The sequence below is a fragment of the Kitasatospora sp. NPDC042419 genome (assembly GCF_056437345.1).
Genome location: NZ_JBWKAW010000003.1, coordinates 197,951 through 218,434, shown reverse-complemented (window position 1 = coordinate 218,434; position 20,484 = coordinate 197,951). Strand labels below are relative to the sequence as shown.

At 72.5% G+C, this 20,484-nt stretch carries 26 protein-coding genes and 1 pseudogene; 5 read left to right on the top strand and 22 right to left on the bottom strand.

Annotation, left to right across the window (positions count from 1 at the left end):
* Positions 1-128: 128 nt before the first annotated feature.
* From AC067J_RS08275 to AC067J_RS08255, 5 genes are all read left to right on the top strand, one after another.
* Complete coding sequence (locus tag AC067J_RS08275) at positions 129-275, top strand: hypothetical protein (protein ID WP_478297095.1); 147 nt, start codon at positions 129-131, stop codon at positions 273-275.
* Between the two features lie 8 nt (positions 276-283).
* A complete protein-coding gene (locus tag AC067J_RS08270; RefSeq protein ID WP_478297094.1) occupies positions 284-1,498 on the top strand; it encodes a JmjC domain-containing protein in 1,215 nt (404 codons plus the stop codon).
* Entirely contained in the window at positions 1,408-2,265 is an 858-nt protein-coding gene (locus AC067J_RS08265; protein WP_478297093.1) for an aldo/keto reductase, read from the top strand. The genes AC067J_RS08270 and AC067J_RS08265 overlap by 91 nt, the downstream gene beginning before the upstream one ends.
* Positions 2,246-3,079, top strand: a complete 834-nt coding sequence (locus AC067J_RS08260) for an aminoglycoside phosphotransferase (RefSeq protein ID WP_478297092.1) — start codon at positions 2,246-2,248, stop codon at positions 3,077-3,079. Before AC067J_RS08265 ends, AC067J_RS08260 begins: the two co-directional genes overlap by 20 nt.
* A gap of 192 nt (positions 3,080-3,271) precedes the next feature.
* Positions 3,272-3,769, top strand: a complete 498-nt coding sequence (locus tag AC067J_RS08255) for a hypothetical protein (RefSeq protein WP_478297091.1) — start codon at positions 3,272-3,274, stop codon at positions 3,767-3,769.
* 61 nt (positions 3,770-3,830) lie between these two features.
* Here the strand turns inward: AC067J_RS08255 and AC067J_RS08250 are convergent, their stop codons facing one another.
* The 22 genes and pseudogenes from AC067J_RS08250 to AC067J_RS08145 form a co-directional block, all read right to left on the bottom strand.
* Positions 3,831-4,694 (bottom strand): protein phosphatase 2C domain-containing protein, encoded by an 864-nt coding sequence (locus AC067J_RS08250; protein WP_478297090.1) that lies wholly within the window; start codon positions 4,692-4,694, stop codon positions 3,831-3,833.
* 37 nt (positions 4,695-4,731) lie between these two features.
* Entirely contained in the window at positions 4,732-5,370 is a 639-nt protein-coding gene (locus tag AC067J_RS08245; RefSeq protein ID WP_478297089.1) for a DUF5753 domain-containing protein, read from the bottom strand.
* 90 nt (positions 5,371-5,460) lie between these two features.
* Positions 5,461-6,390, bottom strand: coding sequence for an endonuclease/exonuclease/phosphatase family protein (locus AC067J_RS08240; RefSeq protein WP_478297088.1), 930 nt, complete (start codon positions 6,388-6,390; stop codon positions 5,461-5,463).
* A 48-nt stretch (positions 6,391-6,438) separates the two neighbouring features.
* Positions 6,439-6,867, bottom strand: a complete 429-nt coding sequence (locus AC067J_RS08235) for a nucleoside triphosphate pyrophosphohydrolase family protein (RefSeq protein WP_478297087.1) — start codon at positions 6,865-6,867, stop codon at positions 6,439-6,441.
* A gap of 92 nt (positions 6,868-6,959) precedes the next feature.
* Positions 6,960-7,205: a hypothetical protein gene (locus AC067J_RS08230; protein WP_478297086.1), complete on the bottom strand. Its 246-nt coding sequence runs from the start codon at positions 7,203-7,205 to the stop codon at positions 6,960-6,962.
* A gap of 1 nt (position 7,206) precedes the next feature.
* The gene (locus AC067J_RS08225) at positions 7,207-7,692 is read right to left on the bottom strand and encodes an NUDIX domain-containing protein (RefSeq protein ID WP_478297085.1); all 486 of its coding nucleotides are present in this window, start codon (positions 7,690-7,692) and stop codon (positions 7,207-7,209) included.
* Positions 7,693-7,725: 33 nt separating this feature from the next.
* On the bottom strand, positions 7,726-7,851 hold the full coding sequence (locus tag AC067J_RS08220) for a hypothetical protein (protein ID WP_360012859.1): 126 nt from the start codon (positions 7,849-7,851) through the stop codon (positions 7,726-7,728).
* Entirely contained in the window at positions 7,848-9,218 is a 1,371-nt protein-coding gene (locus tag AC067J_RS08215) for an NUDIX hydrolase (RefSeq protein WP_478297084.1), read from the bottom strand. The genes AC067J_RS08220 and AC067J_RS08215 overlap by 4 nt, the downstream gene beginning before the upstream one ends.
* Before the next feature lie 205 nt (positions 9,219-9,423).
* Positions 9,424-11,415 (bottom strand): ATP-binding cassette domain-containing protein, encoded by a 1,992-nt coding sequence (locus AC067J_RS08210; RefSeq protein ID WP_401001758.1) that lies wholly within the window; start codon positions 11,413-11,415, stop codon positions 9,424-9,426.
* 85 nt (positions 11,416-11,500) lie between these two features.
* Complete coding sequence (locus AC067J_RS08205) at positions 11,501-11,827, bottom strand: MazG-like family protein (protein WP_401001760.1); 327 nt, start codon at positions 11,825-11,827, stop codon at positions 11,501-11,503.
* Between the two features lie 127 nt (positions 11,828-11,954).
* Positions 11,955-12,239, bottom strand: coding sequence for a hypothetical protein (locus AC067J_RS08200; RefSeq protein ID WP_401001761.1), 285 nt, complete (start codon positions 12,237-12,239; stop codon positions 11,955-11,957).
* On the bottom strand, positions 12,215-13,117 hold the full coding sequence (gene folE / locus AC067J_RS08195; protein WP_478297377.1) for a GTP cyclohydrolase I: 903 nt from the start codon (positions 13,115-13,117) through the stop codon (positions 12,215-12,217). Before folE ends, AC067J_RS08200 begins: the two co-directional genes overlap by 25 nt.
* Before the next feature lie 17 nt (positions 13,118-13,134).
* Positions 13,135-13,368: pseudogene (locus AC067J_RS08190) on the bottom strand (SAM-dependent methyltransferase); the annotation flags it as partial.
* Positions 13,369-13,501: 133 nt separating this feature from the next.
* On the bottom strand, positions 13,502-14,119 hold the full coding sequence (locus AC067J_RS08185; RefSeq protein WP_478297083.1) for a PIG-L deacetylase family protein: 618 nt from the start codon (positions 14,117-14,119) through the stop codon (positions 13,502-13,504).
* Complete coding sequence (locus tag AC067J_RS08180) at positions 14,116-14,979, bottom strand: 5'-3' exonuclease (RefSeq protein WP_401001764.1); 864 nt, start codon at positions 14,977-14,979, stop codon at positions 14,116-14,118. The genes AC067J_RS08185 and AC067J_RS08180 overlap by 4 nt, the downstream gene beginning before the upstream one ends.
* On the bottom strand, positions 14,979-16,112 hold the full coding sequence (locus tag AC067J_RS08175; protein WP_478297082.1) for a glycosyltransferase family 4 protein: 1,134 nt from the start codon (positions 16,110-16,112) through the stop codon (positions 14,979-14,981). Before AC067J_RS08175 ends, AC067J_RS08180 begins: the two co-directional genes overlap by 1 nt.
* Positions 16,109-16,669, bottom strand: a complete 561-nt coding sequence (locus AC067J_RS08170) for a phosphoribosyltransferase (protein ID WP_401001767.1) — start codon at positions 16,667-16,669, stop codon at positions 16,109-16,111. The genes AC067J_RS08175 and AC067J_RS08170 overlap by 4 nt, the downstream gene beginning before the upstream one ends.
* On the bottom strand, positions 16,666-17,613 hold the full coding sequence (locus AC067J_RS08165; protein WP_401001769.1) for a radical SAM protein: 948 nt from the start codon (positions 17,611-17,613) through the stop codon (positions 16,666-16,668). The genes AC067J_RS08170 and AC067J_RS08165 overlap by 4 nt, the downstream gene beginning before the upstream one ends.
* A complete protein-coding gene (locus tag AC067J_RS08160) occupies positions 17,610-18,647 on the bottom strand; it encodes a glycosyltransferase family 2 protein (protein WP_478297081.1) in 1,038 nt (345 codons plus the stop codon). The genes AC067J_RS08165 and AC067J_RS08160 overlap by 4 nt, the downstream gene beginning before the upstream one ends.
* Positions 18,644-19,087, bottom strand: a complete 444-nt coding sequence (locus AC067J_RS08155) for a hypothetical protein (protein ID WP_401001772.1) — start codon at positions 19,085-19,087, stop codon at positions 18,644-18,646. The genes AC067J_RS08160 and AC067J_RS08155 overlap by 4 nt, the downstream gene beginning before the upstream one ends.
* Entirely contained in the window at positions 19,084-19,650 is a 567-nt protein-coding gene (locus AC067J_RS08150) for a formylglycine-generating enzyme family protein (RefSeq protein ID WP_478297080.1), read from the bottom strand. Before AC067J_RS08150 ends, AC067J_RS08155 begins: the two co-directional genes overlap by 4 nt.
* 9 nt (positions 19,651-19,659) lie before the next feature.
* Complete coding sequence (locus tag AC067J_RS08145; RefSeq protein WP_478297079.1) at positions 19,660-20,442, bottom strand: RNA-directed DNA polymerase; 783 nt, start codon at positions 20,440-20,442, stop codon at positions 19,660-19,662.
* Positions 20,443-20,484: the final 42 nt, after the last annotated feature.

The following is a 20,484-nucleotide window of genomic DNA, read 5'->3' as shown; positions in this document are numbered from 1 at the left end:
TGTGGCCGGTTCAGGCGCTGCGGTCGTCCCTGTCTTTCGCCTACGTTCGAAGACTGCTCATCGGGGCGTCGGGCCGTTCGCGCGGCTGAGGTCGGTGGTCCCGCCGGGCAGGGAAGGGAGGTGACCCGATGGAAGAGGACGACCTGCTGCTGGCGGTCGAGCAGCTCTCCGGAGCGCACGACCGGTACGAGGCGGAGCGCTCCGACGTCACCAGCTCCGGCAACAGTGCCGGCGACGACGGCGAGAACCGCGACCTGAACCTTCCCCGAGGCTAGGAGACCGCATGGAGCACCGGCTCGTCGCAGGCATCGAGAAGGCACTGGGCTGGGACGGGCCGGGTGCCCTCGGGCGCGCGTTCGCCCGCGGGCAGCTCCCGGAGCCGGACCTGGCCGCCCGGCTGATGACCCCGCACCGCCTCCTGGACTTGGTGATGCGACGGCACCTGGCCAACCCGCAGCTGCGCTGCTACGCCGAAGGCGAGGAACTGCACCCCTCGGAGTACCTCACCGAGGTGGTCAACCGGCGCCGCCAGGCGGTCAAGCAGGCCGACATGTCCTCCCTCGGCAGGATCCTGTCGGTCGGCGGCTCGCTGGTCCTCGACAGCGTCGACACCTTCGACCCCGTCCTGGAGGTGGCCTGCCGCGCGTTGGGCTGGTGGTCGGGCGAACTGGTCTCCGTCAACGCCTACCTCGGAGTGGGCGACACCGCCGGCTTCGGCCTCCACTGGGACGATCACGATGTGGTCTGCGTCCAGGTCTCCGGCCAGAAGGCGTGGGAGGTCCGCGGCCCGTCGCGGCCGGTGCCGATGTACCGCGACGCCGAACGCAACCTCACTCCGGCCGAGGACGTCCTGTGGGCCGGGGTGATGAACCCCGGCGACGTGATCCACATCCCACGCGGCTACTGGCACACCGCCACCCGCGTCGGATCCGGCGACGACGGCCACACCCTCCACGTCACCTTCGGCCTCACCCGCCGCACCCCGGTCAGCTGGATCGCCGCCCTCGCCGACACCGCGCGCGCCGACCAGCTCATGCGCACCGACCTGGAGAGCGCCGACGGCGTGCCCGCGAACGACCTGCTCGTCGCCCGCCTGGCCGAACTCGCCCGCGAGCACGACCCCGCCACCTACCTCGCGGCCACCCGCGCCAACACCCCGCCGGCCCGCCACCTCCCGCACGTCCCCGCCCTCGGACCGCTGGAAGCCGTCGCCTCCGTCACCGAGTTCGAACCCGAGATCACCACCACGGCGGCTGGCGTTCTGGTCGTCGCCGGCGGCAAGCGCCTCACCTTCCGGCGCCGCGCCGAACATCCCCTGCGCGCCCTGCTGTCCGGCCACCCGGTCCACCTCGCCCACGGCGGACCCGACCTGGCCGCGCTCGCCGACCACCTCGTGAAGGAGGGCCTGTGCGCCCCGCTGACCGGCGACTCGCCCTCGGGCTATACCGGGCTGGTCCCCGCCGTCACCTACTCGCCGCAGCCCTCGACCTCGGCGTAACCGCCCTCGACACCGCCACCAACTACCAGCACCACCATGCCCACCGGGTGCTCGCCGACCAGGCCGGGCAGCTCCTGCATCGCTTCGACCTGACCACCAAGATCGGCTACTTCCCCGGCGGCCACGACCTCGACCCCGACCGTCTGCGCGCCGCCGCCGACCAGGCCACCCGTGACCTGGGCCGCCCGCCGGACACCCTGCTCCTGCACAACCCCGAGCACGACCCGGCCGGATTCGCCCGCGCCTCCGAGGAACTCGTCCGCCTGCGTGAGCGGGGCCGCATCCGCCGTTGGGGCGTCGCCACCTGGAACCCCGCCCCGCTCCTGGCCCACCTCGACGGCGTACCCCGGCCGGACGTCCTGATGACCCGCGCCGGACTCGCCGTCCCCGCCCACGTCCTGGACGCCGGCGATCGGCTCGCCGAACACCTGCGCCCCGAAAGCCGCTGGGGCATGGCCCCCTTCGGCGGTAACCCCGCGGACCCCCTCTGGCAGCAGCTCGACACCAGGCCCTTCCTCGCCGGACGGCGCACCGCACCCGCCCTGCAAGCAGCCCTCGCCGTCGCCTTCGGCACGCCCGCCGTCGCCCGGATCGCCGCAGGTACCTCCGACCCCGTGCACCTCGCCGAACTCGCCACCGCCACAACCGACATCGAGACCGACCCCGACACCCTTTCCCGCTACCGGACACTGCTGCGCGAAGCCGCTACGGTGCGAGAACACCGCGAGGCAGGAGGGGACAACGCCCGTGCAGCAGAACCTGGATGACCTGTCGACCGTCGATTTGGAGGAGGTCCTGGCGGCCACCGAGAGCCGCCTGGGCTGCACCCTCCAGCGGAAGGCCGGTCACTACTCGGCCCACAACGGCTCCGCCGGGTTCCCCACCGCAGCGGGCACCTGGGTCCGGCTGGCCTGGCGACGGCCCGACCGGCTGAACAGCCAGCGCTGGAACGGCTTCGAAGCCGCCGCCGCCCTCACCGGCGTTCCCCGGCCCGAATGGTTCGCTGCGGCCTCCTGGACCGACACCCGGCACGGTGTGGTCTGGCGCGCCGACGAGATGACGCACATCCCGGCCCGCTCCATCTCCCAACGCGCCGACCTCACCACCGACCCGCACCTGCCCGAGCAGTGGTGGACCGACCTGCGCGCCGCCCTCGACTCGCTCGCCGGCCACACCACCGACCGCCTCTGCATGCCCCAAACCCACCTCACCGCACGCATCCGCGAGATCTACGGCGACACCGTCGACACCACCGTCACCGACTGGGCCTGCGCCCACGGAGACCTCGGCTGGGCGAACCTGTGCGGCCCCGACCTCGCCGTCCTCGACTGGGAGGACTGGGGCAACGCCCCCGTCGGCCTCGACGCCGCCTGCCTCTGGGCGGCCTCCCTCCCCCAGCCCGCCGTCGCCGACAAGGTCCTGGACCTCTTCGCCGACGTCCTCAACACCCGCTCCGGACAGCTGTCCCGCCTCCTGCTGTGCGCCAACACCGCCCGCGCCCACAAGCGAACCGGCACCCCGGGGCCGCTCACCGAAACCATGGCCCGCACCGCCGACGAACTCCTGGCCGAACTCACATGACCGAGCCGCGCGCCCACCTCCTCGCCAGGCCGCGCGGCGCGAGGGCGGCCCGCCCCGGCATCGGGGTGCAGTCCGCAGTCGGATTCCCCGGCCGCTGACCCCAGCACGGGGTTGCCGCGTGCGGCGGAATGGCGGCAGCTGTTGCACGTGGCCAGGCATAGTGAGGGCAGGGCTGCCGAGAAGGGGACGAGAGTGGTCAAGAAGAAGAGGCTGTGGTGGAGGGCCGGCGCGCTGGCGGCGCCGGCACGATCGGCCGGATGGTCGGACGCGCTGTGGCGGGGGGCCGAACTGGTTGAACCCCGTTGGGAGGACGACGAGGGCCCGTACGACTCGTACGCCGTCCACGGGCTGCAGGCGCTGGCGCTGCTCCTGCTGGCCGCTGCCGATGAGCACGCCGGCCGGGTGAGTGATGTGCCCGAGACGGAGATCCGGGCCACGGCCGGCGACCCGGTGCGCGCAGCTGCGGTGGCCGAGGGGTTCGTCGCCGGCCACACAGGCGTCCCCGGGTACGAGTGGCTGGCGCAGCTGGCCGAGCCGCTGCTGCGCGAGCACGTGCCGCTGCCGGACATGTTCGAGGTCCCGGCCGCGATGACCGACCGGCGCGGAACCCCACTTCAATTGGGCCTGGAGTGGCTGGCCTGGGCACTGGACGGTCCGGAGGCGCAGGTGCCGGCCCGGCCTCGCCCGTGATCCGCGGTGGCCTGCCGGACGTGAGCGGTGCTGCTCGCGTCCGGCAGGTGCGTGCGCGGGCTCAGCCGACGGGCGTCCCGTCCGGCGCGAGGTCGAGGTGGGCGAGGGCCTTGTCGTCGCTCGGCTTGTAGCGGGGCCAGGTTCGGCCGTGGGCGTCCTGCTCCTCGGCCCGGTGGATGGCGTCGACCAGGGCCTGCGGCCCGTCGGCGCGGCAGGAGGCGGCCAGCTCCGTCCATGAGTACAGGCCGTAGTCGTCGACCGCGCTGGACACCCCGTCGGTGGCGGCGAGGATCTGGGCGATCTCGGCTCGTGGCCAAGTGGCCGTGACCGCCTGGCGGCCGGCCTCCGGGACGGCCTCGGCCACCCAGTAGCCGCCCGGCCGGTTGATCCATCCCATCTGGGCTTCGCGCAGCTCGACCAGCAGCTGGTGGTGCCGGGTGTCGAAGCCGTTGCCCGCGGCCAGGCGCCGCCGGTACTCGGCGGCCTGCGGGCGGGTCTCCACCAGCTCGGCCAGACGGGTGTCGGTGAGCGTTCGTACCGTGCCGTCGTGGCCGATCACCACGACGGGGCTGTCGCCCAGCACGGCTGCCTCCACCACCGTGTCGCCCAGGCGCACGACGGACACCGTCGCGGCGGGTGAGGCTCCCGGTGTCAGTGCGTACTCGCGGGTGATCGCCGAGATCGCGTCGTGCAGAACCTCGGTCAGCTCGACCCCCGAACCTGCGGCGAGGCGGTCGACGATCAGCTTGCCGAGGGTGTCCGCGTACCAGCCGCCGCGAGGCCGGTCGTCGGAGAGCGTGGAGACTCCGTCGAGGACCACGAAGGCGTCGCCGGAGGGCGTGGCCAGGATGCGGTCCTCGCTGGGGCGGTCGTCGCGGCCGGGCCGCTCGCCGGTACGGAGGGACAGGGCAGGGGTCGGTGGCACAGACAGTGTCCTTCGCAGGCTGGACGAATGGGGGCGGTCAGGTGTTCTGCAGGGCGGTGGTGATGATGGCGCGGGCGTCGTCGAAGTACACGGCGGACTGCTTGAGCCGGTCGAAGGCTCGCCGGAAGATCTGGACACGGTCGTCGGTGATTGTCTCGCCACCGCGATAGCCCTCGACCTCGACCCGGGCACCGTCGAAGATCCCGAAGCCGTCACCCGGGTACACGAGGAGCCGGGCGCGGGCGGGGACGATGCCGAGGGTGAGGCCGGGCAGGTCCATCGCCTCCAGGAGGTGGGCGAGCTGGGGTCGCATCACGGCCGGGCCCCCGATGCCGGTGAGCAGGGCCTGCTCGCCCAGCAGGACGTGGTAGGTACGTCCGCCCCGACCGAGGTACTGGGCACGCGCGAGGCGTTCGGTGGCTCCGGCGTCGATGTCGCGGGGGATGTCGTGCAGGTCGGCGACCAGCCGCAGGACCTCCCTGGCGTATGCGCGGGTCTGCAGGTTGCCCCAGACGAGGTCGGGGCTGAATCCGTGGTAGTGCGTGGTCGTCTCGACGAGCCGGAGGAACTCGGCCTGGATCGGGCCGGTGCCCTGCCGCAGCAGGCCCTGCCAGTCGGGTGCGGACACGGGAACCGCGTGGGTGTCCACGAGGTCGGGGTTGCCCTGGGCGGACATGGTGCCTCCAAGTGGTCTGGGTGCGGCCGGGGTTCCGGCGGCAACTCGGGACTGGGACAAGCGGCGGAGCGGCTACGGGCCGGCCGTTCGTCAGGCGGGAGCGATCCTGGCGACGTCCACGTCGACGTGGACGAGCCGGTGGTCGGAGGCCGCCTCACCAGCAGGTGAGACGTGGACGCCGTAGCGGACGAGTGCGGGTGCGACGGGGCGGGTGACGAGGATCAGGTCGATACGGCGCGCTCCCCACGGATCCGGATCGCCGTCCCCGTCCGCCCAGTACCCGACGGTCGGCTGCCACGGCACACCGAGGTGGGCGGCAGCGTCGACCGTGAACCCGCGCCGCAGCAGCGCCTCGGTCGGTCGCCGGTCGGCCACGTTCGTGGAGCCGACCGTTCCCGGGACGCACTGGTACTCCAAGTCGTCGTGGTCCTGACCGGTGTAGGGCTCGGCGTCGTAGAAGCCGCCTTCGGGGCCGGTGGCAGCCGAGACGGAGTTGAAGTCCCCGGCGACCAGGCCCACCTTCGCGCCGCCGGTGCGCCGCAGAAGCCCTTTCAGTCGCAGGGCCTCAGTGGCACGGAAGTCGGGCCGGAACGGATCGCCGTGGTACGAGGCGACCAGGAGCGGCTCGCTCGCGCCGATGTCCAGCCGGACGGTCGTCAGGGCGTGCCAGAAGTCGGGCGCCCCGTAGCTCTGGAAGCCGTCCGGGACGGGGGCCACGGCCTCGGGGTTCCACAGGACGGCCGTGTACCAGGGACGGTGGAGGCTCGCGGCCGTCGCGACACCGGCCGTGCCCCCGCGGGAGAGGTCCGCGACCAGGCCGCAGTCCGCGGCAAGACGCCGTACGACCTCGGCGGCCGCGCGGTCCCAGTCCCGGAGATCGGGTACCTCGTCGACCAGGATCTCCTGGACGGTGAGGATGTCCGGCGCCAGTTCCCGGACCGCGGCGACGCGGGCCCGCCACCGGGCCGTGCCGATCTCGGACGGGCGGGCCTTGTAGAGGTTGAAGTTGGTGATGCGCACGAGGGGCTCCACGGTCGGGTCGGTCGGCGGTGTTGGCTGCGGCGTTGTTCACCCGGCCGTACCGGGGGTGATGCGGGGGCCGGGCAGTCCGTGGTCGGTGGCCGGAGGCGGTTCGCCGGAGGTGTCGCCGCTGGGCACCGGCTCGGTGGTGGTGCGCTGGGTGCGGATGCGGGCGGCGAGGGTGGCCATGTCGGAGGGGAAGCGGGCTTCGAGGTCGATGCCGGTGGCTTCCGCGATCACGAGAAGGGAGAACAGGCAGTCCGACAGCTCGTGGGCGAGGGCCTCTCGGTCGGCCGCCACATCGGTGCGGTGCCCTTCGTGGGCCATGACCAGCTTCGCGAGGTCGCCGACGTCGCCCACGAAGCCGAGGGTGTAGTCGGTCAGGTCCCAGCGCCGTCCGAGCCGTTGGTCGTTGAGCTGATCGTAGGTGTCGCGGACTGCCAGGGCGGCGGCGCGCAGCCGCTCGGGGTCGGGCATCGAGCGCTCCGGAGGGTCTGCGTGTAGTGGTCGTTCCAGTGGTCGGCGGCGGACACTGCCGCTCCTCTCGGTCGGGGCGTCCAGTGGACGGGTCAGTCGGCGGGGCGCAGGCCGGGCGGCTGCAGCGGACCGGGAGCCAGGCGCTCCAGCAGCCGGTCCACACTGCCGTCGGGCCGGTAGAGCGTGCGGTAGGCGTACGGGTGCCGTCCGCCGGAGAGCGTTGCGACGCCTTCATCGGTGACGGTGCGGCCCTGGGTGATGGCGAGCAGCCGCAGGTCGATGTCCGCGGGCAGGACTGCTTTCTCGCCGGTGGGCGGGCGGCGGTGGCGGCCGGCCATCTCAGGCCCCGACCAGGGCGCGCAGGTCCTCCGAGGCGTCCCAGCCGTAGGTGGAGAACCCCCGCCCGTTGCCGGAGAGGTAGGCGGTGAGGGCGGCGTGCGAGGTGGGGAACATCGGGGTGGGCAGCGCGGAGGCGTCCATCCACAGGACGGCGAGGTGCTTGTCCGGTTCGGTGTTCGTCAGCTCGCCCCGCCACGTGGTCGCGGCGAAGACCGAGAGGAGGAACGGGCCCTTGCCGTCCCAGCCGGCCTTGACCTGGATGGTGTGGACCAGCCGCAGGTCCTCGGGGGCGACGACCAGGCCCGACTCCTCGCGCAGCTCGCGGGCGGCGGCCTCGTCCAGACGCTCGCCCTCCTCGACCTTGCCACCGGGGACGGTCCAGGCGGGCACCGTGGACCAGGAATCGTTGGCGTAGTGGACGCAGGCGACCTTGCCCGCCTTTTCGTCGTGGACGATGACGCACACGGCCTGACGCAGGGACTGCACGGAGACTCCAACCGGTAGTGAGGAGAAGGGTGTTCACGCAACGGGGTTCGGGTGGCGCAGCAGGTCGAGGACGGTGCGGGCGTAGCCGAGGACGTCCTCGTCCCGGCGGTGGCCCATGGACCAGCGCAGCGCGGCGGGGCGGTCGTCGCGCGGGTTCACGCCGTCCTTCCGGGAGACTGGCCGGTGGCGAGTAGCGGCAGGTAGTGCTGCATGTAGGGCGGGACTTTGAGCAGCGGTACCTCGTCGAGGGGGACCATGCGCACGGCCAGGCCCTCGTTTCCGAGCTGCAGGTCGCTCTCGGGGCCGTCCCAGACGCCGTGCAGCACGCGGGTGAGCGGGTGTACGAGGTCGTGCTGCGGGCCGGGTACCGGCCGTAGGTCGGAGACGGTGATCCCGGCTTCCTCGGCGACCTCGCGCGCAGCGGTCTCCTCGGCCGTTTCCCGGCCCTCGCGCCAGCCTCCGATCGGCGTCCAGTGACCCGGCCACGCGATGCCCGGGTTGCGGTCGCGGTGGTGCATCAGCAGTCGACCCCGGGCGTCCGTGACCAGGACCATGACACCCTCGAAGTCGTCCTCCGGTGGCGCCGGACGCTCCACGTACAGCGGCGTGCCGCTGCGGTGGGCGCGCAGCACCTGCAGAAGCCGCTGGTAGCGGTGCGGTTCCATGAGCGCGCGCCAGTCGTGCGCGGTCTCGAACCGCCACTCGGTGTGCTCAGCCGGATCGAGGTGGATCCTCGTCTGCTGTTCGGGGGTGAGGACGCCGCCGTCGAAGACATAGCCGCAGACCGGCACCGGGTACTCCGTGCCCGCCTGCTCGTGGATGACGGCCACCAGGCGCCGCTGGGCGATGATCTCGGGATTCTCCGCGGCGAGATCGAGGCCCAGCTCCTCCATGGCCTCGATCAGCGCGGTGGCGAACGGTGTTCGGCCGTGCTCGACGTTGCCGCCGGGGAAGTTCCACACCTCCGGGGCGATGGTCGAGCGCATGCCGAGGATGCGGCCCTGCGGGTCGGTGACCAGGAAGCTGCCGTAGGCCGTGGGCCGGGCGATGGTGGTGATGTAGCCGCCGACCGGCCGCCATCGGGGGAGGGCCAGACGGCGGACGAGCCACTCGACGACCTCCCGCTGCCCGTCGCCGGCCGCAGGCAGAGCGGCTGCACTCGCCCACTGGTGGTCGTCGTGGTCTCGGGAGAGGGCGATCGGGGTGCCGTCCGGCACGACGGTGGTGAAGACGAACTGCCGTACCCGGTTGCCGTACTGGCTGGTGAAGTCGAGGTGCCGCGCGTACTCCAGCGGCAGGCCGGTGAGCCCGGTCTCCTCGGTCAGCTCCCGTGCCGCGCCCGCTTCCACACCCTCGCCCGCCTCACGGCCGCCGCCGGGGTACTCCCACAGGCCGGGCAGCGCGTCGTGCTGGGACCTGCGGATCATCAGGATCCGGTCGGCGCTGTCGCGGACCACCACGCCAACGCCGATCCGCTCGATGCCCTCGCGGAGGGCCAGCGCGGTCAGCCCATCGAAGTCGATCAACGGGCTTCTCGTCTTGTCGGGCAGGTACGCTTCGCCGGCCGACGGTGCCGACAGCGCGGGCGGAGCCTCGAACTGCCCTGCCGCAGCAGGAGCGTCTGTGGCGGTCGGACCGTGGGCTTCACTGCCCGGGTTCGGCCCCGATATCGGTTTCATCGTCGCCTCCAGGAGTTGGGAGAGTTTCGGTTGTCCGGGGCTGTACTGGAGATCAGTGGGTGTCGGCGACGTCCCGGCCGCGGGCCTGGCCGGGGACGGTGGTCTCGTACTGGTGAGCCTGCAGGAGATACGCCTCGCGGTAGCGACTGGCTGGCTGGCGGGCCATGAGGTCGGCGTGAGTGCCCTCCTCGATGAGCCGGCCGTGGTCGAGGACGAAGATGTGGTCGGCCTTCGCCGTGGCGCCGAGGCGGTGGGTGATCAGCACGACGGTGACGCCGAGGTCGGTGAGGTGGCGGATCTGCTCGAACGCGGCGACTTCGGCCTGTGGGTCCAGTGCGGAGGTGGGTTCGTCGACGACGACCAGCGCCGGCAGCCGGCCGTCCTGGTCCGGGGTGGTCAGGCGCAGGCGGGTCCGGGCCAGGGCGACCTTCTGCCACTGGCCGCCGGACAGCTGGACACCGCCCTCGAAGCCCTTGGCCAGCAGGGTGTTCCAGCCGCCGGGAAGTTCGTCGAGCACCGGCTGGAGGTCGGCGTAGTCGGCGGCGGCGTCCAGGTGCTCCTGACCGAGGGGGACCTCGGGGCGGCCCAGCAGCAGGTTGGCCCGCAGCGTGAAGATCCACCGCTGGAAGTTCTGCGCGAGCAGGGCGACGCTGCGGAACTGCTGGTGACGGTCGGCCGAGGCGGTGTCGACGCCGTCCCACAGCACCCTGCCCTGGTGTGGCTGGTAAACGCCGCACAGGACGTTGGCCAGCGTCGACTTGCCCGACCCGTTGGAGCCGACCAGGGCGACGACCTTCCCCCGCGGGATGGTGAGACTGACCTTGTCCAGTGCCGGGACCTCGCGACCGGGGTAGCTGAACGTCACCTCCTCGACCGTGATCGTCTCCGGGCGCTCCGGCAGGGGCGTGCCGCCGGTGGGGATGGCCCGGCGGTGGCCGTCGCGGCGTAGCTGGTCGAGGTCGCGGACGAAGAGGGACTCCTCGTAGAGGCGGTTGACCTGGGAGACGAGGCCGCCGATGCTCGCGGATCCGGTGCGGATGGCGACGACGGCGGTGCCGGCTGCGGCGAGCGGGATGGAGCCGTCCACGACGAGCCAGCCGAGCAGGGCGAAGGCTGCGGTGGTGGCGAGGCCGGCGAGGGCGGCGGTGAACAGGTCGGTCCGGGCGCGGGCACCGGCGAGGCGGGCCTGTTCCTGTTCGGCGGAGGCGGCCATCTGTTCGTAGTGGTGGAGCAGGAAGGGACCGCTCGCGTGGACGCGCTGCTCGGCCGCGGAGTAGGGGCGGATCATCATGTCCGCCAAGGCGCTGCTGGCGCGGGAGTGCTGGAGCCAGGCGCGGGTGGAGGCGTACTGGCGGCGGGCGGTGAGTACGGCGCCCCATCCGCGCGGTGCGGTGATCAGTACCAGCATCGGCAGCAGCGCCGGGTGGAGGACGGACAGCACGCCGGCGGCGGAGACGAGGGAGAGGCTGGCGGTGAGGACGGAGGTGGCCTGGCCGATGATGTTCTGCAGGGACATCGCGCCCCAGCGGGCGCTGTCGACCTCGGCGAGGAACTCGGCGTCCTCGATGGCCTCCAGCTCGGAGCGGCTGACGATGCCCAGGAACTCCACCGTCGCGCGGCGGAAGACCGCGGGCTCCAGCCGTCCACCCGCCCAGCCGGAGACGGTGGAGAGGATTGCTGAGAGCGCGGCCAGGAGCCCGACCGCGATGACCGCCGGAGCGGCGGCGCGCAGGACGTGCCCGACCTCGCCGGGCGCGAGGATCGCGGTCAGCGCACGGTTGGTGGCGATCAGAGCGGCGGCTGCCGCCAGGCCGCGCAGCACCTCCGCGCCGATGAGGGCGACTAGGGCTCGGGGGTCGGCCTGCCACGCCATCCGCCCGGCGAGGCGCAGGAAGCGGGGCATCTGGCGGGCCACCGCCCAGAACGTGACCTCCCCGCTGGCCATCTCGTGCTTGGCCCACCCGTAGTCGTAGCGCATCGGGCCGCCGAACAGCAGCTGCTCGCTGTCGGAGACCTCCTCGGCGCGTTTCGGAGTCCTGCTCATCCGGGTCCTTCCGTCGACGGGTGGGGGTGCGGGCGTGGAGCCCGAGGGCGGGAGCGGACTCCCGGCCTCGGGCTGCGGTGGGTGCTCAGGCCGGGGTGGTCCCGTTGGTGTCGCGGGCGGCGACCGAGCGAAGGTGCTCGTCGAAGAACCGGCGGGGGTCGCCGCCCATCCGGGCGAGCATCACCAGGGCGGACAGCGCCACGTCGCAGGTCTCCTTGCGCACATCGTCCCAGTCGTGGGAGAAGCCCTTGCGGGGGTTGGCGCCGAGGGCGCCGATGACGGCCTCCGCGACCTCCCCGGCCTCCTCCTGGAGCTTCAGGGCCTGCACGGTCCAGCGCAGCTCGTCGCCGCGGTCGAAGTGTGCATCGAGCCTGGCAGCAAGGGAGTTGACAATCTCCCAGGTCTTTTCCATGAGTGAGGATCCTGTCCCTGTTCGAATGGGGCGATCAAGCCGATTTCTAATCTGGCGGTTCCCGGCGAGCCCGGCACTTTTCGATTCCCCGGCGGCCCGACCGGCGATGCCGGGTACGCCGGGCGCGCTAGTGGTCGTCGGGAGACCCAAGGGCGCGATCTACGAAGCTGCGCACGTCAACGACGTCGTAGCCGAGGCGAAGGAAGCGCTCGATGCCAAGGAGCAGTGCCTGCGCCGCGATGTCGCAGCCCCAGGTGTTACCGAGTTCGCCGGAGTGGTCGGGGTCGTCGGGGCGGTCGTCGCTCCATTCGGCCAGCTTCTCGGGATCGATTCGCTTCGTGTCGAGGGGCGGCGACGTTGCCAGCTCAACTGCCTGATGGCGATGCGTCAGAGGACGGGGCTGAGGACCCAACGGTCTATTCGCGCCGCGAGCTCGGAGTCGCTCGCGGTGCGTCCGAGCCGGCACGAGCTGACAGTTCGGGCCGGAGCGGCCTCCACACCGCGCATGCTCATGCACAGGTGTTCGCCGACGGCGATGACGGCCACGTCGTCCGTACCTGAGGCCTTGGCGATGTCGTGGGCGACGTCCCGGACCACCCGCTCCTGCAGCTGCAGCGCGTTCGAGTGGACGCGCAGCTGTCGGACCAGTTTGGACAGGCCGAGGACCCGCGCTCCGGGGACATAGGCGATGGCGACCTTGAGGCGGAAGGGGAGGAGGTGGTGCTCGCACACGCTCCAGGCCTCGATGTCACGGACGAGGACGAAGTCGTCGGTGGTGGTGGCGTGGGCGAACGTGGTTCCCAACGTGCCGGGGTCGCGGTTGAGGAACTCGGTCCACCAGGCGGCGACGCGGCGGGGCGTGTCGGCCAGGCCTTCGCGGTCGGGGTCCTCGCCGAGCGCGATGAGCAGCTCCCTGGTGAGGCTTTCGACGCGGGGGGTGTCGACCCGGGGGCGGGCGGGCGAGGGTATGGGCGTCACGGTGCCTTCGCTTTCTTGGTGGGTTACGGGGTCAGGCCAGGTGGCCTTGAGGCCGATTCCGGCCCAGGTCGTTGTGTCGGTGCTCGCAGCGTGGCCGGCGTTCCAGCTGCCGGCCGGTGCCAGGCCGGGCGGCAGAAGGACCAGGCCGTTGAGCAGATCGTGAAGCCGGTGCGCGGTGCGCAGGTGCAGCGTGAAGTCGTTGTCCGCGACGGCGTCCGCGAGGGCTCGCCGGATCGCGGGAGTGTGGTCGGCGGTCGCATGGGTGATGGACACTGTGCTGCCGGCGGGGAGACGGGAGACGAGTCCGTGCAGCGTGTGGCCGACGCGTCGTCGTCCGGAATCCAGTGCAGGTCGGCGTGGACGCTGACGGCGATCGGGCTGGTCAGGTCCAGGCGGTCAGCCACCTCCGGTGCAGCGAAGAGTCTGGCGGTGTCGAGGAGGTCGGCCGCCAGGGTCCGGACGGCATCGCCGGGGGTCAGGTGGGTGCATGCGTGGTTCATGGCGAGCGGGTCGAAGTCGACGTAGGTGGTGCCCCGGGATACGGCCGCAGTCGTGCGGTGGATGGTCGGCAGCGGAACCAGGAGCTGCTGTCTTTGTAGTTGGCGGCGCTGGTCTCCATGTGGTGCTCCATGGCGAGGGGCGCGCGCAGGCCGCCTGCCACCGGCCGGTCGGCGCGGGCAGCCTGCGCGAGGGGGGTCAGAGCTGGGTGGCGCCGGGCAGGCAGCCGAGGAGCGGCACGGCGGTGAACGCCTCGCCGTAGCCGGCGCCGATGCGTGCTCCCCAGAGTCGGCCGAGGGTTTCGGCCATCGGCCCGAAGTGCTCGTCTATCGGCTGGCTGACGTGCTTCCGCAGGGCCGCCATCTTGGTGTCGAACGTCGCGGTGACGTCCACGATCACGTCGGCGCGCACGGGGCCGTCGAGGGTGAGGGAGTTGTAGCTGTCGCACGTGTAGAAGCGTCTGGGGCAGCCGGTGGCGATCCTGGGCTCGGGCAGTGCGGCGAGCACGGTGGTGGCGACGGCGCGATGTTCAGGGTGGACGTCGTTGAGCGGGTGCGTGATGACGACCTCGGGAAGGGTCTCCAGCAGCAGCCGGCGGACCGCTTCCTCGTCGAGCCGGTCGAGTTGCCGCAGCTGCGCGCCGAGGACGGCGGCTCCCTCGCGCGCTTCGGCGTCGCGCTCCTCATCGCGATGGGGCACGGCGATGGTGACCGTGGCGTGCTGGGCGTGGTGGGCCAGGGTGGCGCCGACCCAGAGTTCGGCGTCGTCGGGGTGCGCGAGCAGGGCCAGGACCGGTCCCGGCGCGCCGGCGCTCACCACAGCCCCAGCTTTTCGACGACGTCGGCGGGCTTGGGCAGCTGGGGGCTGACCTCCCCGTCCGGGGACAACGGCAGGACGAGGTCGCGCTGCATGGTGATCAGATCCCGCCAGCGCTGGACGTCGCCCCACGCTTCGGTGATCGCGCGGCCCTTCGCGCCGGTCAGCCGATCGGAGCCGGGGAGGGCGTCCAGGCGCATGCCGTCGCGCAGGAGGCCGGCGGCGACCTTGGGACCGACGCCCTTGACGCCGGGAATGTTGTCGGCGCTGTCGCCGGTCAGGGCACGGAAGTCCGGCCACTGCTCGGGGGTGACGCCGTAGCGCTCCACGACCTCGTCGGCGGTAATGAGCCGCCGGGTGGCCTTGCGCGATCTGTTGATGATCTTCACGTGGTCGGTGAGGAGCTGGTAGTAGTCGGCATCACGGGACATGATCCGCACCGGCCGGGTCGGGGCGGACTGAACGGCGAGGGTGGCGATGACGTCGTCGGCCTCGGCGTCGTCGAGCTCGATCCAGCGGATGCCGTGGAGGTCGAGGCCCTGCTTGACCGGGGCGAGGAACTGGAGGGGCTTGAGCGCCTCCGGCGTCGCCTCGCGGTTGGCCTTGTACTCCTCGTCGGCCGCGACGCGCTCGGCGGTGCCGTGCTCGCCGTCGAAGACGACCAGGACCTCGGGCGGGTCCACGTCGAGGTCGTCGCGGATCGTGGCGCGCAGCAGGGCGAAGAAGGCGAACAGGCCGGTGAGTTCCCTGCTCTTGTCGCGGGAGAAGATCGGCGCGGGGAACCCGAACGTGCCGGCCCACAGGACGTTGAAGCCGTCAACGAGCATCAGCGGCTTGGGGGTTGTTGCGATTGCGGACATCACGACACCGCCTCCAGGAAGAGGTTAGCGATCCGGTGCGGTGCGAAGTCGGCCGCCCGCCGGTACACGGTCTGTGTAGTCGCGCCGTACAGTATGTCATCTTCCAAGAGGGCCTGGGCGGTCTTGTGGAGCGCCGCGGGGCCGGCGTCGTGGTCGACGAGGAGCTGGTCGCCGTGGCCGGTGGGCTCGATCAGGGCCGGGAGGTTGCCGACGCGGTAGGCGACGACGGGGGTGCCGACGCTCATCGCCTCCAGGGCCACGAGCCCGAAGGTCTCGCGGTGGCTGGGCACGATCACCACGGCGGCCCCGGCGAGCCAGGGCAGGACCTCGCGCCAGGAGAGCGCCCCGCGCAGGCTCACGCCCGGCGTTCGGGCCGCCGCCTTGCGGCATCGGTCGAGCAGGGCCGCCTGCGATCCGTTGCTGGCCTCGAACCCGGCTTCGGCGAGTGCCACCTCGACGGGCCGGTCCCATCCTCCGGCCGTGTCCAGGAGTTCGAGAACTCCCTTCTCCGGGCCGAGCCGGGCCAGCACGCGCACCGGGCCACGGCGGCGCAGCTCCTCGCGCCGATCCGGACCCGGCGGCAGGACCACGGGGTCCGGGAGCAGCGCGTTGGGCACGACGCGCAGGTTGCGGGGCTGCCAGCCGGCCAGCTCGCCGAGGACGGTGTCGGAGGGGACGAGGACGCGGGTGGCACGGGCGAAGGCCGGGCCGGCGTCGAGGACGGCGGGCTTGACGTGGGCGGCGAGCGCGCGGCGGACGTGGCCGGGGAAGTCGCCGCGCAGGCGACCCAGGCCCCACAGGGCATCGGTGAACAGGACGGTGTCGATGCGGTGGGTGGTGATCAGGTCGCGGATCTGGCGGGCTACTGTGCTGTCCTGCCCGGTGACGGCCCGGCGCAGGACGTCGTCCTCGCAGGGGAAGGCGACGTTATCGAGCCGCAGGCGCTCGACGGTGACGCCAGGCAGGGTCGGGCCGTCGGGCTGCGGGGCCGCGGTGGCGATCACCGGGCGGTGGCCGGCCTCGGCGAGGCCGGCGGCCAGGGCGGCCGTGGCCCGCTCGATCCCGGCCGGTGCGTCCGGGCGCCAGGAGACAAGGACCAGCAGGACACCCCTGGACGTGGTCAGGCTGCTCACGGGGTCATCACCCGCCGAACGGGCGGAAGAACCCGGGTGTCGCCGGCGTGGGCCTGTTCCCAGGGGAAGACGACCCAGTCGTCCACGGTCCAGATCCAGCGGGCCGGCGCGTCGGTGCAGCCCTGGTTGCGGCACAGCGCGAGCGTCTCGACCAGGGCCCCGTCGGTGAGGCGGCCGGCGAGGGCCCGGGTGACGGCGGTGAAGGTGGCGCCGGAGCCGGCGATGTCGTCGACCAGCAGAATCCTGCCCTCGAACCGGTCCGGCAGCCGGTCGGGAAGGAGCACCTGCACCTCGCCGGTGGCCTGCTGCCACGGGGCGTCGCTGGTGTTGTGGCGGGCGGTGATGGTGTGGAGGGGGACTTGGAGGTAGTCGGCGACCACCGTGGCGGGCCTGATGCCGCCGGAGGCGATGCCGATCACACAGGTCACCGCGGGCCCACTACCGACGGTGGACTCGGCCAGGAGCCGGGCGGCGTCGGTGCACTGGTAGGGCGTCGGCGCGTACGGGGCGGTGCGGGTGAACCGGCGCTGCCCGTTCGGCTGGGTCGTGGCGGTCATGAGCTGCTCCGGACGGTGGGCAGGTGGAGGTCCTGGGGGCCGGTGACGGGGTTGAACGCGGAGATGCGGGTGGCGCCGCCGGTGTTGCGCCAGGCGTAGCCGTCGGCGCGCAGGACGGTGAAGCCGTCGGCGCTGCCGCGGGTGCGAAGCCGCACCCGCAGGCCGTCGGGGACGGTGAGGGCGTCGATGGCGGTGCGGGCCTGGTCGTCGGTGAGCATCTGTTCGTCGGCGAGCCCCGCGCCGTCGCCGATCGGCAGCATCTGGAGGAAGGTGACGCCGCCGACGCCGAGGTGGGCGGCCCGCTCCAGGAGGGCCTGTGCCTCGTGCTGGTTGGCCTGCATGAGGACCATCTGCAGCTGGACGGGCAGTCCCTCGTCGACGGCGGCGCGGATGCCGGCCATCGCGCGCCGGTAGCTGTCGGCCCCGCGCCAGTGGTCGTGGGTGGCTTCGGTTGCGCCGTCGAGGGAGACACGCACGGCGTCGACCGCGCCGACGAGCTCGGCGGCCCGGCGGGCGAGGTGCCAGCCGTTGGTGGTGCAGCTGACCACCGCGGTGTTGTGTGAGCGGATCGCGCGGGCGAGGTCGGGCAGGTCGCCCAGCAGCAGCGGCTCCCCGCCGGAGATGTCGACGCCGAGGACGCCGGAGTTCGCGATGTGCTCGGCAAGGGCCCGCCGCTCGTCGGCCGTGGATTCGCGCACGCTCTTGTCGTCCAGGCACTGGGGGCAGGCCAGGTTGCACCGCACGATCGGCGACCAGCACATGCTCACCGGGGCCGTGAGTCGGAGCTTGGCCAGCTCGGCCTCGATCCATGACGCGACCTGCCGGTCGTCGAGGAAGACCCGTCCGGCCGGGATCGATTGGGGCGCCAGGTGGTTGGTTCCGACCGCCGGGTCGTGGACCACGGTCGTGCCGCCGAAGGTGGCGGTGGCGAAGCAGCGGATCATGGGGTGACTACCTCGGCTTCTGTCAGGTGCTTGTCGGTGGCGGTAGCGAACTCGTGGCCGCGCCCGGAAGGCGCCGGCCGGTCGAGCAGACGGCGGTAGTGGGCGAGAGTGGCGGGCCAGGTGGCGAGCTTCGCCTGCCACTGGGCCGCGGCGTCGGGCGGATCGAGGTGGTAGCCGACCGCCTGGCGCATCGGGATGACGAGGCAGCCGGAGGCGATCAGTGCGGCACCGAGGTGGGTGTCCTCCATCCCCCAGCCGAGGCGGCCGAACTCCTCCTCGAAGCCGCCGACGTCCGCCAGAGGTTCGCGCGGTACGGCGAGCAGCGCGGTGACCACCATCCGCGGCAGGTCCCAGTCGTGGTAGAAGCGGCCGCACCCCAGCGTCTGGAAGTCGTCGGTGGCATCCAGGGGGCGGCCGTCCAGGCGTTCGCTGAGCGTGATCCCCGAGTACGGCAGCATGGTGTTCGCCGGTGGTGTCCAGGTGACGCGGTGATCGGCTGCCAGGGACGGCGGGCCGTCCGGGAGCACCCAGCCGCAGGGGGAGGACCGGAGGACGGTGTTGTGCCGGAACCCGGTCAGCACGGTCTCCGTGCTCGCGCGGGCGGCGACATCGGCCAGGACGTGCGGGGGCAGCACCATGTCGGCGTCCACGAACAGTAGGGTCGGGGCCTGGGCGAGGTGGGCCCCGATGTTGCGCGCGGTGGCCGAACCCCTCCGGGTGGGGAGCCGGACGGCGGTGGTGACCGCCCGGTGGCGGCGGGCGATCTCGAAGGTGGCGTCGGTCGAGGCGTCGTCGACCACGATCACCTCCACCGGCCCGGCCGTCTGCTGGGCGGCGAGCGCGTCCAGAACCGCGGGCAGCGCGTACGCGGTGTTGCGGGCCGGCAGGACGACCGACAGCTCGCGGCCGGCGGCAGCCTTGGCCGGGGTGGGCTGGTGCCAGCCGATGCCCGTGCGCTCGGTGAACGCCCCGGTCAGGTGTCGGTGGATGTTGGGACGGGTCTTGAGTACATCCGCGAGGGTGGGGCCGATCACGGCCACCTCCATTCGTCGAGCACGGCGGCGGCCTGCGGCCAGCCGCGCGGGTCGCTGACCCACTGCACGACCGGGCGCTCGGGCAGCGCCAGCAGGTCGGCCAGCGGGATCAGATAGTCGGGTTCCAGGACCAGCAGCACCCGGCGGGGTGTGCCGGTGGCGGCGAAGTCGTGGCGCAGCTGAGCGGCGACGATCGGGCGCAGCTGCACGGCACGCTCGCGCGTGAGGCGGCGGTCGTAAGGGGCGAGCGGGTCGTCGGCGTGGACCAGGCCGTGCTCGGCGGACAGGAAGCGGATCCTGCCGCGGGCCGGCGGGTGCCCGGCGAAGCGGGCGAGCAGTTGGGGAGCGATACCGCCGGTGTAGCGTTCCAGCGCCGGTACCGGCCGGGGCTCTTCGGCCTTGCGGCGCGAGCAGCCGGCGATGAGCAGGTCGCCGATCATGCCGGCCTCACCACCCGTACGCCGATACCCGGGGAGCGCAGCTCGGCCGGCGCCGCGTTGAGGAACGTCGACCGCGCGTACAGGGGCAGGGAGTTGTAGGAGCCGCCGCGGACCACGAAGCCGTCGCCGATCGTCGGCGACGCGGTCCACTCCCAGCAGTTGCCGGCCATGTCCCACAGGCCCTCCGGTGTACGCCCGCCGGGGTGGGAGTCGACCGGGGTGAGCCGTCCACAGTTGCCACGCAGGTTTGCCCGGCTCGCATCCGGCGCCTGCTCGCCCCACGGGTAGGCGCGCAGGTCCACTCCGGCGGCGGCCCACTCCCACTCCACCGACTTGGGCAGCCGACCGCCGAGCCCGGCAGCCAGACGCACCGCGTGTGCCTGGTCCAGGTCCACCAGCGGCCGGTGGTCGTCGCCGAGCCCGAGCTGGGCGGGCGTCAGCGGCGTGGCCGTCCACTCCAGGTCGGCCACCGTGATCGGCCGCCGCCGGTCGCCGAACAGACACACGCCGCCCGGCACCGGCACCCATCCGATCGAGGACGCGAAGGCGTCAGGTGTCGTCATCGTCGCCCCTCATCCGGCGATCAGGAACAGGTCTTCGGTGTTCACCCCGGCGCGTACCTGGCTCTTGCCGGGATGCGGTTCGAGCCCGCAGCGGCCAAGCGCCTCGGCGACGGCCGCCATCGCCTCCTGCGCCTGCGCGCGGTCCTCGCAGAACAGGCAGTAGTTGTCGGCGAACCGCACCACCCGGTAGCCGGCAAGCGCCGAGTCCGCCCGCGACAGGCGCAGGTTGATCAGCAGCGGCGCCAGTGCGGTACCCGGAACGATCGGATACGGAAGCGGCTCCAGCACCCGCTCGAACAGCCGCAGGAACGGGCCGTCCGCGACGTGCTCGGCCAGCCAGCCGGTCACCTCGCTCGCGCTCGACCCGGCCGACACCTGCCGCACGTCCACGTCCGCCACCCACCGCAGCCCCTCCCGCAGGTGCCGGTCCGCGTCGCGCAGCGCGGTGATCCGGTTGCGGCCGGCCCGGTAGCCCGACACCCAGTCGGCGAACGCCCGCGCCTCCAGCACCGGCTCGACCGCCTGGCGGATCGCCCGCTGCACGACCCGGTCCTCCACCGTCGGAATCACGGCGGTGAAGACCTTCCCGGTGTAGGCGGTGATCTCCACCTCCCGCACCGGGCTCGGAGCCCAGATCCCCGCGCGCAGCTGCTCGGCCAGCACCTCCAGCCGGCCGTTCAGGCCCTGCCGGTACTCGGCCCACCCCATACCGTCGGCGCCCGGCGCTCCGGCCCGGCGCATACACGCCCGCGCCGCCCGCTTGAGGTGGCGCACGTCCACGACGAACGACATCAGCGAATGGGCCCGTGGAACAGCGGAGTTGGATATAGTGGG

What these genes read in the sequence shown, in the direction of transcription:
- AC067J_RS08275 (WP_478297095.1), top strand. Translation starts at nt 129, where the DNA reads ATGGAAGAGGACGACCTGCTGCTGGCGGTCGAGCAGCTCTCCGGAGCG.
- AC067J_RS08165 (WP_401001769.1), bottom strand. Translation starts at nt 17,613, where the DNA reads ATGATCCGCTGCTTCGCCACCGCCACCTTCGGCGGCACGACCGTGGTC.
- AC067J_RS08180 (WP_401001764.1), bottom strand. Translation starts at nt 14,979, where the DNA reads ATGTCCGCAATCGCAACAACCCCCAAGCCGCTGATGCTCGTTGACGGC.
- AC067J_RS08270 (WP_478297094.1), top strand. Translation starts at nt 284, where the DNA reads ATGGAGCACCGGCTCGTCGCAGGCATCGAGAAGGCACTGGGCTGGGAC.
- AC067J_RS08205 (WP_401001760.1), bottom strand. Translation starts at nt 11,827, where the DNA reads ATGGAAAAGACCTGGGAGATTGTCAACTCCCTTGCTGCCAGGCTCGAT.
- AC067J_RS08155 (WP_401001772.1), bottom strand. Translation starts at nt 19,087, where the DNA reads ATGATCGGCGACCTGCTCATCGCCGGCTGCTCGCGCCGCAAGGCCGAA.
- AC067J_RS08150 (WP_478297080.1), bottom strand. Translation starts at nt 19,650, where the DNA reads ATGACGACACCTGACGCCTTCGCGTCCTCGATCGGATGGGTGCCGGTG.
- AC067J_RS08245 (WP_478297089.1), bottom strand. Translation starts at nt 5,370, where the DNA reads ATGTCCGCCCAGGGCAACCCCGACCTCGTGGACACCCACGCGGTTCCC.
- AC067J_RS08230 (WP_478297086.1), bottom strand. Translation starts at nt 7,205, where the DNA reads ATGGCCGGCCGCCACCGCCGCCCGCCCACCGGCGAGAAAGCAGTCCTG.
- AC067J_RS08170 (WP_401001767.1), bottom strand. Translation starts at nt 16,669, where the DNA reads ATGACCGCCACGACCCAGCCGAACGGGCAGCGCCGGTTCACCCGCACC.
- AC067J_RS08210 (WP_401001758.1), bottom strand. Translation starts at nt 11,415, where the DNA reads ATGAGCAGGACTCCGAAACGCGCCGAGGAGGTCTCCGACAGCGAGCAG.
- AC067J_RS08235 (WP_478297087.1), bottom strand. Translation starts at nt 6,867, where the DNA reads ATGCCCGACCCCGAGCGGCTGCGCGCCGCCGCCCTGGCAGTCCGCGAC.
- AC067J_RS08145 (WP_478297079.1), bottom strand. Translation starts at nt 20,442, where the DNA reads ATGTCGTTCGTCGTGGACGTGCGCCACCTCAAGCGGGCGGCGCGGGCG.